We start from the raw sequence: 18,810 nt of genomic DNA, 5'->3' as shown, positions 1-18,810 counted from the left end.
GGATGAAGCAGCATGTGAGACATGGAAAAAAGTTCGTGCGGTGGCAAGCGTGGTCCTGCACTGATCGGCATGCTGCGTACGACATGGAATCCCGCAACCCGAGTTCCGCAGCGCGGAACGAGTGCGTTGCCGGGCCTTCGACGTGTCCTGGGCTGACTCCGGCGTCAGCAGCAGTGTTCGCCGCGCCAGGCTTCTCGGCCCTCCTTGACCGCCACCACTGCAATCACCAGGGCTGCGATCGGATCCGCCCAGTACCAGCCGAAAAGGGTGTTCAGCAGGAGGCCGATCAGCAGGACCCCGGAGAGGTAGGTGCACAGGAGGGTTTGCTTCGAGTCGGCCACTGCGCTGTGCGAGCCGAGCTCGCGGCCCGCGCGTCGTTGGGCGTATGACAGCGCCGGCATGATCGCGAGGCTCAGCGCGGCCAGGACGATTCCCGCTGTCGAGTGCTCGGCTTCCGCTCCGCCGAGCAGCGCGCGCACCGACTCGACGGTGACGTAGGCCGCCAGCGCGAAGAACGACAGGCCGATGATCTTCAGCGCCACCCGCTCGCGCGCTTCCGGGTCCGAGCCGCTGAACTGCCACGCCACCGCCGCTGCCGAGGCGACCTCGATGGTCGAATCCAGGCCGAAGCCGATCAGGGCCGTGGAGGACGCGGCTCTGCCCGCTGCGATCGCCACGATCGCCTCGATGACGTTGTAGGTGATCGTCGCCGCGACGAACCAGCGGATCCGCCGGGTCAGCACCGCCCGGCGGGCGTCGCTCAACCCGACGCCTACCGGGGCCGAGCAGCCGTCCGCGCAACCGTCACTCACCGGACAACTCCGCGCCGTAGTTCGGGCACAGGGCCACGGCTCGACCGGTCGCGGCCAGCAGCGCCTCGGCCGAGGCCAGCAGATCGAGCAGCTCCGGACGGGCGAGCGAGTAGTACACCTGCCGGCCTTCGGGGCGGCCGGTCACGAGGGCGCAGTCCCGCAAGCACGCCACGTGCGCCGACACCGTGGACTGCGCCAGCCCCAGCTCGCTCACCAGGTCGGCCACGCGGGCCTCGCCGTCCGCCAGGCGCCGGACGATCGCCAGCCGCGTGCCGTCCGAGAGGCTGCGGAACAGCGACACCGCCGCGTCCAGCCCTTCGGCCGAACAATTCATCGTCATGTGGCGATGATAGCGCCGAGGGGCGATGGATCGTGGTTTGACCTTCGAGTTGGTCGAAGGTCGAGAATCGCTTTCGTGGACGACGAGTTGTTGAGCATCGGTTCCTTCGCCCGGGAGGTCGGGCTGACGCCGAGCGCGCTGCGGTTCTACGGCGACTGCGACGTGCTGGTACCCGCGCACGTCGACGCCGCGACCGGCTACCGCTTCTACTCCCCCGACCAGGTCGCGCGCGCTGTGCTGCTGCGCCGGCTGCGGGCGGCCGGAGTGCCGTTGCCCGAGGTCGGCGCGGTGCTCGACGGAACCGCCGAGCAGGCCCGCGCCGTGCTGGCGGCCCACGCCCAGCAGGCGCAGGAGGTGGCGGAGGCCGCGCAGGCGGCGATCGAGGCGATCTTGGATTCGCTCCCCGGCGGCGCGCGGCGGACGTTGGCGCGCGTGGGTGGGGCGGAGCTTGCCAGTGCTGTGCGCCAGGTTTCGCCGTCGGTCGGCGATGGCGCCGCGCGGGCGGAGTTCCCCGTGCTGGGGTGCATCCTCGTCGAACTGGACGACCAGGAGGTGCGGCTGGTCGCGACGGACCGCTACCGCCTGGCGGTGCGGACGCTGCGGGCCCGCGTCGAGGGTCCCGCGGCTCGTCTGGTGGTCGACGCCGCCGCGCTCGGCGACGTCGCTTCCTGGGCGTTGCCGTTCGACGAGGTCGGCATCGAGGTCGACGAGCGCGGAGCTCGGGTGCGCGGCGGAGGCCGGGCGCAGAACCTGCCGACGTCGGACGAGGGCTTCCCCGACTACCGGCTGATCCTGGACGACCTGCCGAGCCCGCGGAACCGGCTCATCACCGATCGCAACGCCCTGCGAGCAGCGCTGCTCCACTCCCCCGGTCCGGCCGTCCTGCGCACCGAAGACCAGCAACTCGCGATCTCGGGCGGGACCTTCCAGCCCGCTGTCCACACTGGACCGCCGCTGCGCATCGCGTTCGACCCGGCGGTCCTCGTCCCGGCGCTGGAGGCCGGGGTGGGACCCGACGTGCTGCTGGAGATCTCCGCGCCGGACAAGCCGGTCGTCGTCCGCTCCGCCGACCAGGGCAGCTTCACCACGCTGGTCATGCCCGTGCACACCGAAGGAACGAGGACAACACCGTGAACCCCGACAACCCCGTCGTGCAGCTGTGCTCGCAAGGCATGCAGGCCGAGGCCGAAGGCCGCGCCGACGACGCGCGCGAGCACTTCCAGCAGGCCTGGGACCGGGCCGCCGACGACTACGAAGCCAGCATCGCCGCCCACTACCTGGCCCGGCACCAACCGAACCCCGAGCAGGCGCTGCGCTGGAACCGGGAAAGCTTGGAGCGCGCCGAACGGGTCGGCGACGAGCGGGTCACCGGGTTCTTCGCCTCGCTGCACCTGAACCTGGCGAAGTCGTACCAGGACTTGGACCAGCCGGACCGGGCGCACGAGCACTTCGCCTCGGCCGCCGAGCACGTCGACGACGTCCCGCCGGGGCAGTACGCGGACTGGACCCGGTACGCCATCGCCGAAGGGCTGCGCCCGACCAACCCCGCCGACGAGCTGCTGGACGAGCTGATCGCGAAGTTCTGCGAGCGGCAGAACCTGAAAGCGCTCGCCATCGTCCTGCCCGCGCGGCTGGGCGACCTCGGCACCGACGACGACCGCATGCGCCTGCGCACCGCCCTGCACATGCTGCACGCGTCCCGCAGCCTGCCCGACACCGAACAGGACTCCCTCAGCCGGGCGATCACCGCGCTGACCGCCTGACGCTCCAAGCGGGCTCAGTCGCCGCGCTCGCCCCGGCCGGAGCCCCGCGCGCGCTCCCACTTCGGCCGTTCCGGCGCTCCGGGGACGGGCGCGCCGGGCGACCGCTCGCCGGGCGACCGCTCGCCGGGGTTCGGCGACGGCAGGCGCAGCAGGTCGGGGTCCTCGGTGCGGTCCTCGAACAACCGCTCGTGCGCCACGATGTTGGTCGGCAGGCGGACCAGGGCCACCGTGCCTTCGCCCTCCGCCTCGCGCAGCTCCACCCTGATGCCGCGCCGGGAGGCCAGCACCGCCACCACGAACAGGCCGAGCCGGGAGTCGCCGCGCAGCGTGATGTCCTCGAACTTCGGCTTGCTGGCCAGCAGCACGTTCGCCTCGTCGCGCTCGGCCGGGCGCATGCCCATGCCCTCGTCCTCGATCCGCAGCAGCACGCCGCGCGGGGTGTCGCCGCAGTACACGTGCACCTTCGAGTTCGGCGCGGAGAACGACGTGGCGTTGTCCATGAGCTCGGCCAGCAGGTGGATCACCTCGCCCACCGCGGCGCCGATCACCGAGAGGTCCGGCGCGCGGTGCACCTGGATCCGGTCGAAGTGCTCGGTCTCGGCGACGGCCGCGCGCACCACGTCGGCCAGCCGCACCGGCTTGCGCCACTTCCGCCCCGCCTGGACCCCGGCTAGGACCACCAGGTTCTCGGCGTTGCGGCGGGCGCGGGTGGCCAGGTGGTCCAGCTCGAACAGCCCGGCCAGCCGCTCCGGGTGCTCCTCGTTGCGCTCCATCCGGTCGAGCACCTTCAACTGGCGGTGCACCAGGCCCTGGTTGCGGTGCGCGATGCCGAGGAAGACCTTGTTGAACCCGGCCTTGGCGTGGTTCTCCTGCACCGCGGCCGCCACCGCCGTGTGGTGCGCGGTGTTGAACGCGTCGGCGACCTGGCCGATCTCGTCGGTGCCGTAGTCCAGCGGCGCGAGCTCGGCCTCCACGTCGACCTGCTCGCCGCGCTCGAGGCGGGACATGATGCCCGGCAGGCGTTCCCGGGCCAGCCGCAGCGTGTCGTCGCGCAGGCTGGTCAGCCTGGAGACCAGCGTCCGGTCCACCAGGCTGCGGGCGGCGCGGGCGGCCAGCACGATGCCGATCAGCACGGCCACCAGCCCGCCCAGGCTGACGGCCAGCACTTCGAGGAGCCGGTTGTTGCCGTTGTCCAGGCTCAGCTCGATGCCTTCGCGGGCCTGCTGGACGGCGACTTCGACCAGCTGCTGGGACACCTCGGTGCTGACCCGCCCCCACGCGGCCGGATCCACCGAGGGCTCGCCCGGCCGCGGCGGGTTCTCGATCAGCGCGTTCTCGAACTCGGTCAGCTGGCGCCAGGCGTCGCTGGCGGTGAGCCGGCGCAGAAGATCGGCGCCGCCCGGTTCCATGATGGGGAGGTTGGTGTCGAGCCGGGCGTGGTACGAGCCGACCAGGTGCGCGAACGTCACGTGCTCGCCGGGGCCGAACTGGCCGCTGGTCAGCGCCGCGCTGCCCAGCGACGCGGCCTGCGACATCCGATCGGCCGCCCGGAACACCTCGCTGCCGGCCAACCCGGCCTGGCCCGCCTTCGCGTCCGGGACGATCCGCGCCTGGGTGTCGAACAGGTCGGCCCACTTCTCGAGCAGCCGGTTGTAGTAGGCGAAGGCCTCCTGGCGCGACACCGCACCGGAATCCATCCCAGCGCGCTGCCGCGGCAGCTCGGCCAGCAGAGATCCCAAGCCCCGGACCTGGTCGGCGATCACCTTCGGCGAGCCGGAGACCAGCTGGTCGAAGTTGGGGCGCGTGCGCGCCAGCGCCGCATCGGTCCGGGTGCGCTGGGCGGTCACGGCGCTGGGGTCGGTGTCCGGGCGGCTGAGGTGCTCCAGCTCGAGGCGGCGCTCCTCCTGCAACTCCATCAGGCTGTTCGCTGCCGGGATCGAGGCGTTCTGCACGCCGGTGGCGACCATCGTGGCGTAGTAGCCGTCGTAGATCGTCAGGGACGAGAACCCGAGCCACATGACCAGCAGGATCACGCTGGGCACCAGGCCGATGCGCGTCAGCCGGGCCCGGATCGTCTTGTACTCGCTCCCGGAACTGCTCGTCCGCGCCACAGTGCTCCGCAACCGTCGAACCGACCCAGTGCGCTCCCGTCGGGGAGGAGACCCCACTCCACTCGGCCCAGGGCGAGGCGCCGGTTCGGCGGCGTCCCGCTCCCGCGGCCCCCGGCAGGATGACCGCACCATAGCACAGGGTGATCGAACGGCTACTCGAATCCCACCGCGAAGACGGGAATCCGCTACCAGGAGCCCGCAGGCCCGGGCCTGCCGTCCGCATTCACCCGAAGACGATGAGTCACGGAGCGTGATCATCGCGGCCTGGTATGGGGGCACGGCTGGGACGAGACCTGGTGGCCGGAGCGCCGCCCGCCGACGCGCGAGGAGATCGACACCGCTGCCGCGGGCGCCCCGGTGTACCTGTCCCGGATCGACGTGCACTCCGCGCTGGTGTCCACGACGTTGGTCGACCGCGCGCCGCTGACCCGGGGCGCGGAGGGCTGGAGCGACTCGGGCCCGCTGACGCGCGTCGCGCACCACCACGTGCGCCGGGCCGCACGGGAGTGCCTCGGTTCGGGACAGCGGAAGGAAGCCCAGCTGGCGTTCCTGCGGCACGCCGCCTCGATGGGCGTGGCTTGCGTGCACGAGTGCGGCGGGCCGGACATCTCCGGTGAGGACGACCTCGTCGACCTGCTCGCGCTCTCGGCGCAGGGCGGGGTTCCGGAGGTCATCGGCTACTGGGGCGAGCTCGGGGCCGTCGATCGCGCCGCGGAGCTCGGCGTTCGCGGCCTGGCCGGTGATCTCTTCGTCGACGGTGCGGTCGGTTCGCGCACCGCGGCGTTGCGCGAGCCCTACGTCGACGACCCGAACACCTCCGGTGTGCTCTACCTCGACGCGAGCGCGGTGGCCGAGCACCTGGTGGAGTGCACGCGGGCCGGTCTGCAGGCAGGGTTCCACGTCATCGGCGACGCCGGGGTCGCGGAGGTCTGCGCGGGCTTCCGCAAGGCGGCGGAGATCGTCGGCGTGCCGACGCTGGCCAGCATGCGCCACCGGCTCGAGCACCTGGAGATGGTCGACGAGCAGCAGGCCGCCGAACTCGGCAGCTACGGCGTGGTGGCGTCGGTGCAGCCCGCGTTCGACGCGGCGTGGGGCGGCTCGGCTGCGATGTACGCGCGCCGTCTCGGCGTGCCGCGCGGCACGCGGCTCAACCCGTTCTCGAAGCTGGCTGCCAGCGGCGCGCTGCTGGCGTTCGGCTCGGACGCCCCGGTGACGCCGATGGACCCGTGGCGGGCCGTGCAGGCCGCTGTGCACCACCGCACCGAAGGCTTCGGCGTCTCGCCGCGCGCGGCGTTCACCGCGCACACGCGGGGCGGCTGGCGAGCGGCGGGCGTGGACGACGGTGTGACCGGAACGCTCGTGCCTGGCGCGCCCGCGACCTACGCGGTGTGGGACGCCGGTGAGCTCGTCGTGGCCGCACCGGACTCGCGGGTGCAGCGCTGGTCGACCGACCCGCGCGCGGGGGTGCCCGCCCTGCCGGACCTCTCGCCGCAGGCCCCGATGCCGCGCTGCCTGCGCACCGTCCTCCGCGGCGAAACGATCTACGTCCGCGTCCCCGAGGACGACGAAATCGTCTGAGCGCACCTGGCGGGGTGCGGTGGCAAATTCCGCGCCAAATTGACCACCTGCTGTCGTGCGCGGGTGTTGTGGAGGAGTTCGGAGGCAGGTTTTGGCGGACCGGGGACTTCCTGACCTCCCCGTTGGGGCGGTGCTCGACGACGTCGCCGGAGCGCTGGCCGAGCGCGGTGCTGCGGTGCTGGTGGCTCCGCCGGGTACCGGCAAGACCACGCTGGTTCCGCTCGCGCTGGCCGAGCTGGGCTTGCGGGTCGTGGTCGCCGAGCCGCGCCGGTTGGCCGCTCGCGCCGCGGCCGAGCGCATGGCGGCTCTGCTCGGCGAGGACGTGGGGCAGCGCGTGGGTTATTCCGTGCGAGGTGATCGACGCCGGAGCGCGCGCACTGTCGTCGAGGTGGTGACCTCGGGTCTGCTGGTGCGGCGGTTGCAGGGCGACCCCGAGCTGCCCGGGGTGGACGTGGTGATGCTCGACGAGTGCCACGAACGCCACCTCGACGCCGATCTGCTGCTGTCGCTGCTCCTCGACGCCCGTGAAGGCCTGCGCCCCGACCTGCGGCTGCTGGCGACCTCGGCGACCGTCGCGGCCGGGCGGATCGCCGAACTGCTCGGGGACGCTTCGGTGCTGGAAGCGCACGCGCGGACGCACCCGGTGCGCACGGCGTACCTGCCGCCGAACCGCGGCGAGCGGATCGAGGCGTGCGTGGCGCGGGCGGTGCGCACGGCCTTCGCGGAGCAGGACGGCGACGTGCTGGCCTTCCTGCCCGGCGCCGCCGAGATCCGCCGCGTCGCCGGACACCTGGCCGGGTCCGATGTGGACGTTCTGCCGCTGCACGGGAGATTGCCGCGCGCGCAACAGGATTCGGCGCTGAAGGTGGGGAAGCGGCGCAGGGTGGTGCTGGCGACGGCGGTCGCCGAGTCGAGCCTGACGGTGCCGGGCGTGCGCGCGGTGGTCGACTCCGGCCTGGCCCGCGTATCGCGCGTGGACAACCGGCGCGGTCTGTCCGGGCTCGCCACCGTGCGGGTTTCGGCAGCGGTCGCCGACCAGCGTGCCGGTCGCGCCGGGCGGCAGGGGCCGGGCGTGGTCTACCGCTGCTGGCCGGAGCACGAGCACAGCACGCTCCCGGCCTACCCGGAGCCGGAGATCCGGACCGCGGAGCTGACCCGGTTGGCGCTGGAGCTGGCCTGCTGGGGCACCCCCGACGGATCGGCGCTGGCCTGGTGGGACGAGCCGCCGACCGGTGCGCTCGCCGCCGGCCGGGAAGTTCTGCACGGCCTCGGTGCCCTGGACTCCTCCGGCGCGGTGACCGGCCGCGGGCGCCGGATGGCGGAGCTCGGCCTGCACCCCCGGTTGGCCCGCGCGCTGCTGGACGGGGCTGAGCTGGTGGGTGCTGACATCGCGGCGGAAGTGGTCGCGCTGCTCGACAACGATGCGCTGACCAACGAGATCGACGTGAACTCCGCGCTCGCCGCGTTGCGGCGCGGCGGGCCGGGCCGCGACCGGTGGCGCAGCGAGGTCCGCAGGCTCCGGTCGTTGGTGAAGGGCAGCGGCGGGAGCGGTGATGCGGCGCTGGTCGTCGCGCTCGCGCAGCCGGAACGGCTGGCCAGGCGCCGCGATGCGGAATCGAACGTGTACTTGATGGCCTCGGGGACCGCGGCGCAGTTGCCGGCCGGTTCGAGCGTGCGCGGCTCGGAATGGCTCGCCGTCGCTGTCGCCGACCGGGCTCCCGGCAGCGCCCACGGCATGATCCGGCTGGCCGCTCCGGTCGACGAGGAGCTGGCCCGCGAAGCCGCGCCCGCGCTGGTCGGCACGGCCGACGAGATCGGCTGGGTGGACGGCGACGTGCGGGCGGTCCGCGTCGAGCGGCTCGGCGCGATCACGTTGGGACAGCGGCAGATCCGCGATCCCGACCCCGCCGAGGTTCGCCGCGCGCTGTTGGACGGACTCCGCGAGGACGGGCTGGAACTGCTGGACTGGAGCGACGACGCACGACGCCTGCGGCAGCGCCTCGGCTTCCTGCACGACGTGCTCGGCGATCCCTGGCCGGCGACCGACGACGAGTCCCTCCTGTCCGCAGTGGACAGTTGGCTGGAACCGGAGCTCAGCAACGCCCGTCGCCGCGCGGACCTGCGGATCTCGGCGGGTGCGGCGTTGCGCCGCCTGGTCCCCTGGTCGGTGGCCGGGCGGTTGGACGAGCTGGCGCCGGACCGCATCGAGGTGCCCTCCGGCTCCCGGATCAAGGTCGACTACACCGATCGGCCGGTGCTCCCGGTGAAGCTGCAGGAGGTCTTCGGCTGGTCCGAGGCCCCGAGCATCGCCGACGGCCGGATCCCGCTGGTCCTGCACCTGCTGTCCCCGGCGGGCCGACCGGCCGCGGTCACCTCGGACCTGAAGTCCTTCTGGGCCAACGGATACCACCAGGTCCGCTCGGAACTCCGAGGCCGCTACCCCAAGCACCCCTGGCCGGAAGACCCCACCACGGCAACCCCGACCCGCCGCACCAAACGCTCCTGACCCCGTCCGGACCCACCGTGCTCCTGTCAAGTCGAAACCACAGTTTCAATTGAAACTGCAGATCCCACCCACGGCGGATCACAGTTTCAATTGAAACTGCACACCCGGGCGTGTCGGGACCTCGGCGTGTCGGCACCTGTGGACCCCGACACGCCGACACCTGTGGACAAGTCGTCCTGGCTGTGGAGAACTTCCGCAAATTCAATGGAAATCGGAGGTTCGATTTCCATTGAAATTGCGTGCCGGGACCGGTCGCGGACGTTGGTGCGTCAGCGGATGTGGAGGCGCTCCGGGCGGAAGAACGAGATCGTGTAGCTCTTCCAGGGGTTGTCGTAGCCGAAGGTCCGGTCGATCGCCTGACGCGCGTGCAGCGCGTTCTCCACCATGGAGCTGGCCAGGAGCTCGGTCGCCGGTGCACTGCCCTCGGGCACGTCCGGGATCTTCGCCGACGGCTTCCCGCCCAGCAGGTCGTCCACCGCGCGCAACGCCGGGACCGCCACCGCCTGCTCGGCCTCCGGCCGGAACGCCAGCGTCGCGACGTCCTGGCGCAGCGCGGCCAGCGCGATCGCCGCGTCCCGCGTCGCCCGGTCGTCGTCGGTCTCCTCGCCCGTGCCGTCCAGCAGCGCGGGCATGCCCAGCAGGTCCTGGGTCCGCCGCAGCGCCAGCACGTTCGCCGCCTGCAGCGCCGCGGGCAGGTCGACGCCCTGACCGGCCGCCCGGACGCTGCGCAGCAGCTCGGACACCGCCCACACCGTCGAGCGCACCGCGCCCCGCACGTCCGGCAGGATGCTGCTGGGCAGCACCAGGTACGCGACGTAGCCGACGATCAGCGCGATGGCCGCGCCGACCGCGGTGTTCGCGGCGAAGCTGATCCCGACGTTCACCAGCGGCCGCTCCAGCCGCATCGCCTGGTCCACGACGGTGATCACGATCAGGCAGCCCAGCAGCGTCTGGTATTCGGTGCGCAGCCGCTGCATGCTCAGCAGCATCCCGCCGATCACCAGCGGCACCAGCAGGAACGCGCCGGGCAGCAGCGTGATCAGCAGGGCCAGCGCGGTCACGCCGAGCACCGCGCCACCGGTGCGCTCCAGCGCGCCGGTCATGCTGTCGCGGGCCGCGGGCTGCAGCACCACGTACAGCGCGAGCAGCAGGCTCGACGCCGACGGATCGCCCACCAGCAGCACGATCACCATGCCGAAGGCGACCGCGAGCGTGCAGCGCAGCGCGTGCCGGAACAGCGACGACCGGAACGACAGGTGCGCGCGGACCGCGCCGATCAGCCGCTCGCGGGTAGCGCCGGGCGCCTGCGGCGGCAGCGGCGTCTCGACGCGGCGCACCACGGTCGCCCGGATCCGCTCGAGACCCTGGTTGATGCCCTGCACGGCGTCCGGCAGGTCCTGCCGTCCGCCGCGGGCGAGCACGGCCTCCGCCGGGTCGCGGCGCGCCGCGTGGGGAAGTCCGGTGCAGGCGCGGGAGCGGACCGCCCGGGCCAGCTCCGCGGCGACCTGGTCGGCTTCCGCGACGATCTGCTCCAGCCGCCCGGCCTCGATGCGGTCGCTCTGCGCGGCCTGCGCGAGCAGCGTCTCGCGCGCGGCGCGGAACCGCGCGGCACCGGCCAGCACCTCGCCGAGCCAGGTGCTGGAACCGTCCGCCCGCCATGCGGCGGCCGCGGACTCCACGACACCGGGACCGGGTTCGAGCAGCGTCCGCGCGACGGCCACCCGGGTGGCCCGGCCGGGATCGCTCAACCCGCTGATCACCCGCAGCACCAAGGCGAACGCTGCACCCGAGGCTGCCGCGGCCAGCAGCATCCACGCCGGCTGGTCGCTGCCGATACCGGTCGTGGTGGACACCAGGGTCGCCGCGGCGAAGGTCTGCCCGCCGACGCGGTAGTGCTCGCCGAGCGCGGGCAGCATGCCGGTGCCGAAGACCACGACCGCCACCACCAGCCCGGCCAGCACCGGGATGTTGGCCAGCAGCGGTCCCACGGCCATCACCAGCACCAGGGCCGGGGTGAACCAGACGAACCGCCGCAGGTCCGAGCGCAGCGACTGGCCGCCGGTGGCGACCAGCGCGAGCACCGCGGTCAGGCCGGCCAGCAGCGCAGGGGTCTGCAGCTCGAACAGCCAGCCGACGGCGGTCCCGGCGATCACCGCGATCAGCACCAGCACGGCGTACTGGCGCTGCCGGGGGTCGGGTGCCCCCGCCTCGGTGGCCAGCAGTCGCTGCCGGGCACGGGCCAACGCCGACTTTGCAGTCGAGACCGATTTAGCCACGCTGTCGAAAACCCCTGTCATCGTCGTTCGCGCAGCGCGCAGCAGATCGCGCGCGCCTGCGCGGGCGTGCGATCTACCGGATTACGCGCTTCTCACCCAGCTTGTCGACAAGGCGCACCATTCGGGTTACAGATCCGGGATGGAAATCACTCTATTAGGGGTCATGTTAGGGGTCAGAACGAGCGCGGGCTGACCCGCCAGAAGGTCGACACCGGTCCGACCCCGGCGCCGAGCGGGTAGGCGTGCGACACGCTGCGCGTGACGAACCGCTTGCCGCTGCGCACCGCGTCCGGCATCGAGGAGCCCTTCGCGAGCGCCGCGGTGATCGCCGAGGCGAAGACGTCACCGGCGCCGTGGGTGTGCACCGTGGCGTAGCGCGGGCCGGGCAGCGGGATGGCCTCGGAACCGTCGAAGAGCAGGTCGATGCACTCCGGGTCGTCCTCCAGGTGACCGCTCTTGATCAGCACCCACTCGGGGCCGAAGTCGTAGATCGCCTTGGCCGCGTCCAGCAGGTCGGCGCGGGTGCGCGCGTCGATGCCGGTCAGCAGCCGCACCTCGTCGAGGTTCGGGGTCACCAGGGAGGCGCGCGGGAACGCCTCGTTGCGCAGCGAGTCCAGCGCGTCCTGCCGGAGCAGCGGCTCACCGCTGCGGGAGGCGGCGACCGGGTCCACCACGAACGGCGTGCGCCCGCCCCGGCCGATGCCGTGCTTGTCGCAGACCTCCAGCACCGCCTCGATGGTCGCCGCGGAGGCGAGCACCCCGGTCTTGGCGGCGTCCACGCCGATGTCGGAGGCCACCGCGTCGACCTGCGCGGCGACGGTCTCCGGCGGGATCTCCACCAGCCCGGTCACGCCGACGGTGTTCTGCACGGTCACCGCGGTGACCGCGGTCATCCCGTGCACCCCGCAGGAGAAGAACGCGCGCAGGTCGGCGTGCATCCCGGCGCTGCCCCCGGAGTCCGAACCGGCGATGGTCAGCGCGGTCGGAGGGGCGGTGTCGTTCGCGGGCCGTGCTTCGTGCTCCGCCGAGATCTCGTGCATCCACTTCATGTTACGGGCCCAATCCGGCCGATCCACCGGGGAGCACGCACCCATTTCCGCAGGTCAGGTTCCGTGAGTCTTTTGGGTCGCCAGAACAGCCCAAAAGACTCACGGTCCCCGGCCGGCCGTGCTCGGGTCAGGTGTCGTGAGTGCTTCGGGGCGTCAGAGCACCCCGAAGCACTCACGACCGGGTCAGTCGGCGAGGGGGAGGTAGACCTTGCCGCCCGCGCCGGAGAACTCCTCGGACTTCTCCCGCATGCCCGCCTCGATCGCCTCGACGCTGGTCAGGCCGCGTTCTTCGGCGAACTTGCGGACGTCCTGGGTGATCTTCATCGAGCAGAACTTCGGTCCGCACATGGAGCAGAAGTGCGCCGTCTTGGCCGGCTCGGCGGGCAGCGTCTCGTCGTGGAACGCCTTGGCCGTGTCCGGGTCGAGGGACAGGTTGAACTGGTCGGTCCAGCGGAACTCGAACCGGGCCTTGGACAGCGCGTCGTCGCGCTCCTGCGCCCGAGGGTGGCCCTTGGCCAGGTCGGCGGCGTGCGCGGCGATCTTGTAGGTGATCACGCCGGTCTTGACGTCGTCGCGGTTGGGCAGGCCGAGGTGCTCCTTGGGCGTGACGTAGCAGAGCATCGCGGTGCCGGCCTGGGCGATCATCGCCGCTCCGATGCCGGAGGTGATGTGGTCGTAGGCGGGCGCGATGTCGGTGGTCAGCGGTCCGAGCGTGTAGAACGGCGCCTCACCGCACAGCTCCTCCTCCAGCCGGACGTTCTCCGCGATCTTGTGCATCGGCACGTGGCCGGGGCCCTCGATCATCACCTGCACGTCGAGGTCGCGGGCGATGTGGGTGAGCTCGCCGAGGGTCTCCAGCTCGGCGAACTGCGCGCGGTCGTTGGCGTCGGCGATGGAGCCGGGCCGCAGGCCGTCGCCGAGCGAGAACGTGACGTCGTAGTCGCGCAGGATCTCGCACAGCTCGCTGAAGTGCGTGTACAGGAAGCTCTCCCGGTGGTGCGCCAGGCACCAGGCGGCCATGATCGACCCGCCGCGGGAGACGATGCCGGTGACGCGCTGGGCGGTCAGCGGCACGTAGCGCAGCAGCACCCCGGCGTGCACGGTCATGTAGTCCACGCCCTGCTCGCACTGCTCGATCACGGTGTCCCGGTAGATCTCCCAGGTCAGCGCGGCCGGATCGCCGTTGAGCTTCTCCAGCGCCTGGTAGATCGGCACGGTCCCGATCGGCACCGGGGAGTTGCGCAGGATGCGTTCGCGGGTCTCGTGGATGCGCTTGCCGGTGGACAGGTCCATGACGGTGTCGGCGCCCCAGCGGGTGGCCCACACCATCTTCTCCACCTCCTCCTCGACGGAGGAGGTCACCGCGGAGTTGCCGATGTTGGCGTTGACCTTCACCAGGAAGTTCTTGCCGATGATCATCGGCTCGCTCTCCGGGTGGCAGCGGTTGGCCGGGATCACCGCCCGGCCGCTGGCCACCTCGTCCCGGACGAACTCGGGGGAGACGCCTTCGCGGGTGGCGATGTACTCCATCTCCCGCGTGATGGCACCGGATTTGGCCCAGCCCAGCTGGGTCCGGTGCTCCCGCCCATCGGTCCACCCCGCCCGCATCCGATGAAGTCCACTGTGGACGTCAATGGTGGCGTCGCCGTCGGTGTAGGCCCCGGACGTGTCGTACACGTCGAGGTGTTCACCGTTGGTCAGCTCGATGCGGCGGAATGGCACCTGCAGGCCGGATTCGGTGCTGCGGAACACCTTTCGCGAGCCGTTGATGGCCCCGGTGGTGATCTCGCTGGCGTTCTCGGACGCGTTCGGACGCACGTCGGCCACTGCCAATCCACTCCCTACGCCGGCATTACCCGGTCAGGTTCTGCGGTCGGCGGCCCCGGAGTTCTCCAGCCGCCCTCTCAGCCCGCTGTTGGTGCGAGCTCCCGCGGTCTTCGTTTGTCGCTGCCCGACGGTAGCCGCAACCCGCGGCGCTGCCAACCCCCGCTGGTCCAGATGTCCGGGGAAAGGCCTCGTTGAGCAGGGATGAGCGGATTGTCGGGCCGATGCGGCGATGTGCGCGAGGACCTGATCAGTCCTCGTCCTCGGCGAAGGGGTCGCCGTGCTCGGCCGGGTCCCAGGACAGGCCCGGGACGCCCCACTCGTTGCGCTTGATCATCTTCTTCGCGGCCCGCTTGTGTCGGCCCACCAGGCGGTCCAGGTAGACGTAGCCGTCGAGGTGGTCGGTCTCGTGCTGGAGGCAGCGGGCGAAGAAACCGGTCCCCTCGACCTCGACCGGCTTTCCGTCCACATCGGACCCGGCGACCTTCGCCCAGCTCGCGCGGCCGGTCGGGTAGGACTCGCCGGGCACCGACAGGCAGCCCTCCCAGTCCTCGTCCGGGTCCGGCATGCTCTCCGGGATCTCCGAGGTGGTCAGCTCCGGGTTCACCACGACACCGCGGTGCTGGACGCCCTCGTCGTCGGGGCAGTCGTACACGAACACCCGCAGGTCGACACCGATCTGGTTGGCCGCCAGCCCGACGCCGTTCGCGGCGGCCATCGTCTCGAACATGTCCTCGACGAGGGTGCGCAGCTCCTCGTCGAAGCGCTCCACCCGGCGCGTCGGGTTGTGCAGCACCGGGTCGCCGTAGACGCAGATCGGGTGAACAGCCATGGGCGGGACTTTATCGGTAAGCCCGGCCATCGGTTCGGGGTGCTCTTTTCCGGTACCCGCCGGTCCGATCACCACCCGTCGCGAATCGGGGCATGGTGTAATCAGGGGCGGAATCACAGCCGTGTGATTCCGCGAACGCGCCGAAGGCCCGGATCGCGAGGCGAGGAGTCGGATGGACGCCGCCCAAATGCTGACCGCGCAGGAGATCGCTCGCCAGTGCGAGCAGTTGGCCCGCGTGCAGGAACAGCAGAGATCGCCGGAGGGGCGGCGGTTGCGGTTGGCGGAACCACCGGTGCCCGAGCCCGCCGCCGAACCCGTCGCGGCCCCCGAACCGGAGCCGGAGCCGCTGCCGGCCGGGGCGCTGACCGACCGGGAGCGCGGGGTGCTCGCCTTCGAAGCGCAGTGGTGGAAGCGGTCGGGCGCGAAGGAGCAGGCGATCCGGGAGCTGTTCGACATGTCCGCGTCCCGGTACTACCAGGTGCTGAACGCGTTGCTGGACAGTCCTGCAGCTTTTCGCGAGGACCCTATGCTGATCAAACGGCTGCGCAAGGCACGGGCGGCTCGGCAGCGCGCACGGGCCGCTCAACGACTGGGAATCGAGTTGCACTGATGACTTCAGGGGAATCCACCGGACCCGCCAAGGCCAAGATCGTCGGCTACGGACTGATCGGGGCCGGTGTGATCGCGGGCGCCATCGGCCTCGCCACGCTGTTCTCCGGCGGCGACACGTCGAACACCGCTCAACCGCTGCCCCCTGAACCGGGGAACTACCCGGCGCAGTCGTCGCTGGTGCAACCGCAGCCCCCGGGGCCGGGCAGCGCCGACCCGGAGCAGAAGCCCGAGGAGCCGCAGCAGCCCGCGCCGCTGCCGCCGGCGGCCGAGAACGGCCAGCAGCCCGGGCAGAACGGCCAGCAGCAGCCGCCTGCGGGACAGCAGAACCAGCAGCGACCCGGCACGCCGAACGGTTCCGGTCAGGGGACCGAGCAGATCGTGGTGCGGGTCTACAACAACAGCACCATCAGCGGCCTGGCGCACCGAGCCGCCGAGGACTTCCGGAAGGCCGGCTACGAGGTGCCCGAGGTGGGCAACTACTCGGCGGGCCTCATCCCGACGACCACGATCTACTTCCGCCCGGGCACCCAGGAGGAAGCGCAGGCCAAGGACATCGCGGCCCGCTTCGGAGCGCGCGCGGAGGCCCGCTTCGAAGGCATCCAGGACGCCACCCCGGGCCTGATCGCGATCATCACCAACGACTACAAGGGCCCCTCCGCCGCGAAGTGACCCCGGTTCCCGGTGAAGGGCATCTCCCAGTGCTGGGGGTGCCCTTCACCGCGTTTGGGACCGGGCGTAGGACTCGAGGGTCGCGAGTTGGGCCGGGTCGAGGGACGGGCGGACCGCGGTGCGCGCCGTGGCCAGGTGAGCTGCTGAGACCTCGGCTGCGGAGAGGGATTCGCGCATCGCGGTGAGGGCTGCTTCGCGGATCAGGGCTGCGCAGTCCGCTGCCGAGTAGCCGTCGAGGTCGGCCGCCAGGGCCGGGATGTCCACATCGGACGCCAGCGGCGTGTTCTTCGCCGCTGCGCGGAGGATCGCCTCGCGTGCTTCGGCGTCCGGCGGCGGGACGTAGACGAGGCGTTCGAGCCGGCCGGGGCGCAGCAGGGCCGGGTCGACCAGCTCAGGGCGGTTCGTCGCGCCGAGGACCACGACGTCGCGCATCGGCTCGACGCCGTCGAGTTCGGTGAGCAGCGCGGCCACCACGCGGTCGGCCACGCCGGAGTCCGAGGACTGGCCGCGGCGGGGTGCCAGCGCGTCGACCTCGTCGAGGAACACCAGCGCCGGGGCGGCGTTGGCGGCGCGGAGGAACAGCTCGCGGACCGCCCGTTCGGACTCGCCGACCCACTTGTCCATCAGTTCCGCGCCCTTGACCGCGAGGACGTTGAGCCGTCCGCTGCCGGCCAGGGCCCGGACCAGGAACGTCTTCCCGCAGCCCGGCGGGCCGTAGAGCAGGACGCCGCGCGGGGGTTCCACGCCGAGGCGGGTGAAGGAGTCCGGGTACTGCAGCGGCCAGAGCACCGTTTCGGTGAGGGACTGCTTGACCTCGGTCATGTCGCCGACGTCGTCGAGGGTCAGGCCGCCGGTCTGCAGGTTGTCCGATGTGGACATCGAGATCGGGCGGACCGAGGCCAGCGCGTCCAGCAGGTCCTGCTGGCGGATGCGCGCGTCGGCGGCGTCGTCCTGGTGGCGCAGGGCCGCGCCGACGGCGGCCTCCCGGCACAGCGCGACGAGGTCCGCGACGACGAAGCCCGGTGCGCGCTCGGCGACCTCGGACAGCTGCACGTCCTCGGCCAGCGGGGCGTTGCGCAGCAGCACCCGCAGCAGGTCGGTACGGGTGGTGTCGTCGGGGAGTCCGAGCGTGAGCTCCCGGTCGACGACGCCGGGCTCGCGCAGCCGGGGGTCGATGGCCTGCGGCTGGGAGCTGGTGACGACCACGGCGAGCCGGTCGGTGCCGATCGCGCCGCGGATCGCGTCCAGCGCGACGGTGGCCAGCGGCGGCGGCTCGGTGCCGGGCAGCAGGCTCTCCACGTCGGTCAGCAGCAGGACCCGGTTGCCCCGGGCGCTGGTGGCGCGGTCGATCGCCTCTTGCAGGCGCTTCGCGGCCGAGCCGGGTTCGAGCGCCGCGATGCTCGGTGCGGCGACCTCGACCAGCTCGGCGCCGATGTCGGTGGCGACGGCCCGGGCCAGCGTCGCCTTGCCGACGCCGGACGGACCGCTGAGCAGCACGCCGAGGTGCGGTTCGGCGCCGAGCCGCCGCAGCAGTTCGGGCTGGTCGAAGGCCAGGCGCAGCCATTCGCTCAAGCGCTTCGCGGTGTCGCGGGAGCCGACCAGGTCGGCGACCGGGACCGCCGGTTCGGCGGGCTGCTGCACCGGCGCGGGCGGCGCGGCGGGGGCGGGCTGAGCGGCGGGCTGCGGAGTGCTGCCGTCGCGCCACTCGACCACTGTGGACGGTTGGACGGCGACGGCTCCGGCCGGTTCGGTGGCCGCGATGGTGATCAGCTCGTTGGTCCAGGTCAATCCGATGGCGTTGGACAGCTTGCGCCGCACCTCGCCCGCGATCCCGGTGGCGCTCGGAGCGACGTCCTGCGGCAGCAGCGAAACGGTGTCGCCGGTGCCGAAGACCTTCCCGGTCAGTGCCAGCCGCAGCGTCTCCGGCGCGACGGTGGCCCGCGCGATCTGAGACCCGGCGACGACCACCCGCTTCGCGGCGGTGACCTGCACCGGGGACACGACGACCTCGGCGCCTTCGCCGAGGCCCAGGTTCATCAGCGCGACGTCGTCGAGCAGCAGCACCCCGGTGGGGCTCCCGGCGCCGGCCGCGGCGGCGAGCGCCACGGTCGCCCGCGCCCCGGTGAGCTGCACGGCGTTCCAGGGCCGCAACCCCAACGCATCGAGGACTTCGGGGTGCAACCGCACCACCCCGCGTCGAGTGTCCTTGGCGGAGGGAGAAACCCGAGCGGTCAACGCAATCGACGACACCCCGCGAGCTTAACCGCGCCCCACCCGCACAACGCCCCTTCCGCCCGCACGGCGCTCCGCCGTCGGCCCCGGGGACCACAGTTTCAATTGAAACTGCGATCCGCCGTGCCTGGGTTCCGCAGTTTCAATTGAAACTGCACACCCGGGCGTGTCGGGACCCCGGCGTGTCGGGACCTGCGGACCCCGAC

The 18,810-nt window shown here is 72.0% G+C and carries 13 protein-coding genes and 1 pseudogene; 6 read left to right on the top strand and 8 right to left on the bottom strand.

The genetic code is table 11. The features are described from left to right. Positions 1-164: 164 nt before the first annotated feature. Positions 165-812: a cation efflux transmembrane domain-containing protein gene (locus ABTZ89_RS19095; RefSeq protein WP_351046387.1), complete on the bottom strand. Its 648-nt coding sequence runs from the start codon at positions 810-812 to the stop codon at positions 165-167. Beyond that, positions 805-1,152 (bottom strand): ArsR/SmtB family transcription factor, encoded by a 348-nt coding sequence (locus ABTZ89_RS19090; protein ID WP_351046385.1) that lies wholly within the window; start codon positions 1,150-1,152, stop codon positions 805-807. Before ABTZ89_RS19090 ends, ABTZ89_RS19095 begins: the two co-directional genes overlap by 8 nt. A gap of 75 nt (positions 1,153-1,227) precedes the next feature. Between ABTZ89_RS19090 and ABTZ89_RS19085 the strand changes: the two genes are divergently transcribed. Both ABTZ89_RS19085 and ABTZ89_RS19080 read left to right on the top strand, forming a co-directional pair. Next, entirely contained in the window at positions 1,228-2,286 is a 1,059-nt protein-coding gene (locus tag ABTZ89_RS19085) for a DNA polymerase III subunit beta family protein (protein WP_351046382.1), read from the top strand. Further along, complete coding sequence (locus tag ABTZ89_RS19080; protein WP_351046379.1) at positions 2,283-2,915, top strand: hypothetical protein; 633 nt, start codon at positions 2,283-2,285, stop codon at positions 2,913-2,915. The genes ABTZ89_RS19085 and ABTZ89_RS19080 overlap by 4 nt, the downstream gene beginning before the upstream one ends. Positions 2,916-2,929: 14 nt before the next feature. Here the strand turns inward: ABTZ89_RS19080 and ABTZ89_RS19075 are convergent, their stop codons facing one another. Further along, positions 2,930-5,026 (bottom strand): sensor histidine kinase, encoded by a 2,097-nt coding sequence (locus tag ABTZ89_RS19075; protein ID WP_351046376.1) that lies wholly within the window; start codon positions 5,024-5,026, stop codon positions 2,930-2,932. A 264-nt stretch (positions 5,027-5,290) separates the two neighbouring features. Between ABTZ89_RS19075 and ABTZ89_RS19070 the strand changes: the two are divergent. Then, positions 5,291-6,604: pseudogene (locus ABTZ89_RS19070) on the top strand (amidohydrolase); the annotation flags it as partial. A gap of 130 nt (positions 6,605-6,734) precedes the next feature. Next, the gene (gene hrpB / locus ABTZ89_RS19065) at positions 6,735-9,110 is read left to right on the top strand and encodes an ATP-dependent helicase HrpB (RefSeq protein WP_502949566.1); all 2,376 of its coding nucleotides are present in this window, start codon (positions 6,735-6,737) and stop codon (positions 9,108-9,110) included. Between the two features lie 269 nt (positions 9,111-9,379). On the opposite strand, the gene ABTZ89_RS19060 is transcribed toward hrpB, so the two are convergent. The 4 genes from ABTZ89_RS19060 to ABTZ89_RS19045 all read right to left on the bottom strand — a co-directional run bounded on the left by ABTZ89_RS19060 (position 9,380) and on the right by ABTZ89_RS19045 (position 15,091). Further along, complete coding sequence (locus tag ABTZ89_RS19060; protein WP_351046370.1) at positions 9,380-11,353, bottom strand: FUSC family protein; 1,974 nt, start codon at positions 11,351-11,353, stop codon at positions 9,380-9,382. Positions 11,354-11,559: 206 nt separating this feature from the next. Further along, on the bottom strand, positions 11,560-12,426 hold the full coding sequence (thiD, locus tag ABTZ89_RS19055; RefSeq protein WP_351046367.1) for a bifunctional hydroxymethylpyrimidine kinase/phosphomethylpyrimidine kinase: 867 nt from the start codon (positions 12,424-12,426) through the stop codon (positions 11,560-11,562). A 192-nt stretch (positions 12,427-12,618) separates the two neighbouring features. After that, a complete protein-coding gene (thiC, locus tag ABTZ89_RS19050) occupies positions 12,619-14,262 on the bottom strand; it encodes a phosphomethylpyrimidine synthase ThiC (RefSeq protein WP_351046364.1) in 1,644 nt (547 codons plus the stop codon). A gap of 247 nt (positions 14,263-14,509) precedes the next feature. After that, positions 14,510-15,091, bottom strand: a complete 582-nt coding sequence (locus tag ABTZ89_RS19045) for a peptide deformylase (RefSeq protein ID WP_351046361.1) — start codon at positions 15,089-15,091, stop codon at positions 14,510-14,512. A gap of 292 nt (positions 15,092-15,383) precedes the next feature. Between ABTZ89_RS19045 and ABTZ89_RS19040 the strand changes: the two genes are divergently transcribed. Further along, positions 15,384-15,701: a DUF3263 domain-containing protein gene (locus ABTZ89_RS19040; protein WP_502949567.1), complete on the top strand. Its 318-nt coding sequence runs from the start codon at positions 15,384-15,386 to the stop codon at positions 15,699-15,701. Next, on the top strand, positions 15,701-16,372 hold the full coding sequence (locus ABTZ89_RS19035; RefSeq protein ID WP_351046358.1) for a LytR C-terminal domain-containing protein: 672 nt from the start codon (positions 15,701-15,703) through the stop codon (positions 16,370-16,372). The genes ABTZ89_RS19040 and ABTZ89_RS19035 overlap by 1 nt, the downstream gene beginning before the upstream one ends. Positions 16,373-16,417: 45 nt before the next feature. Here ABTZ89_RS19035 and ABTZ89_RS19030 read toward each other — a convergent pair whose 3' ends face one another. Beyond that, positions 16,418-18,622, bottom strand: a complete 2,205-nt coding sequence (locus tag ABTZ89_RS19030) for an AAA family ATPase (RefSeq protein ID WP_351046355.1) — start codon at positions 18,620-18,622, stop codon at positions 16,418-16,420. Positions 18,623-18,810 lie beyond the last annotated feature (188 nt).

The organism is Saccharopolyspora sp. NPDC002686, from assembly GCF_040295745.1.
In the GTDB taxonomy this organism is placed as follows: Bacteria; Actinomycetota; Actinomycetes; order Mycobacteriales; family Pseudonocardiaceae; genus Saccharopolyspora; species Saccharopolyspora oryzae.
Note: the sequence above shows the minus strand (reverse complement) of the source record. Positions and strands in the feature narration are given on the sequence as shown.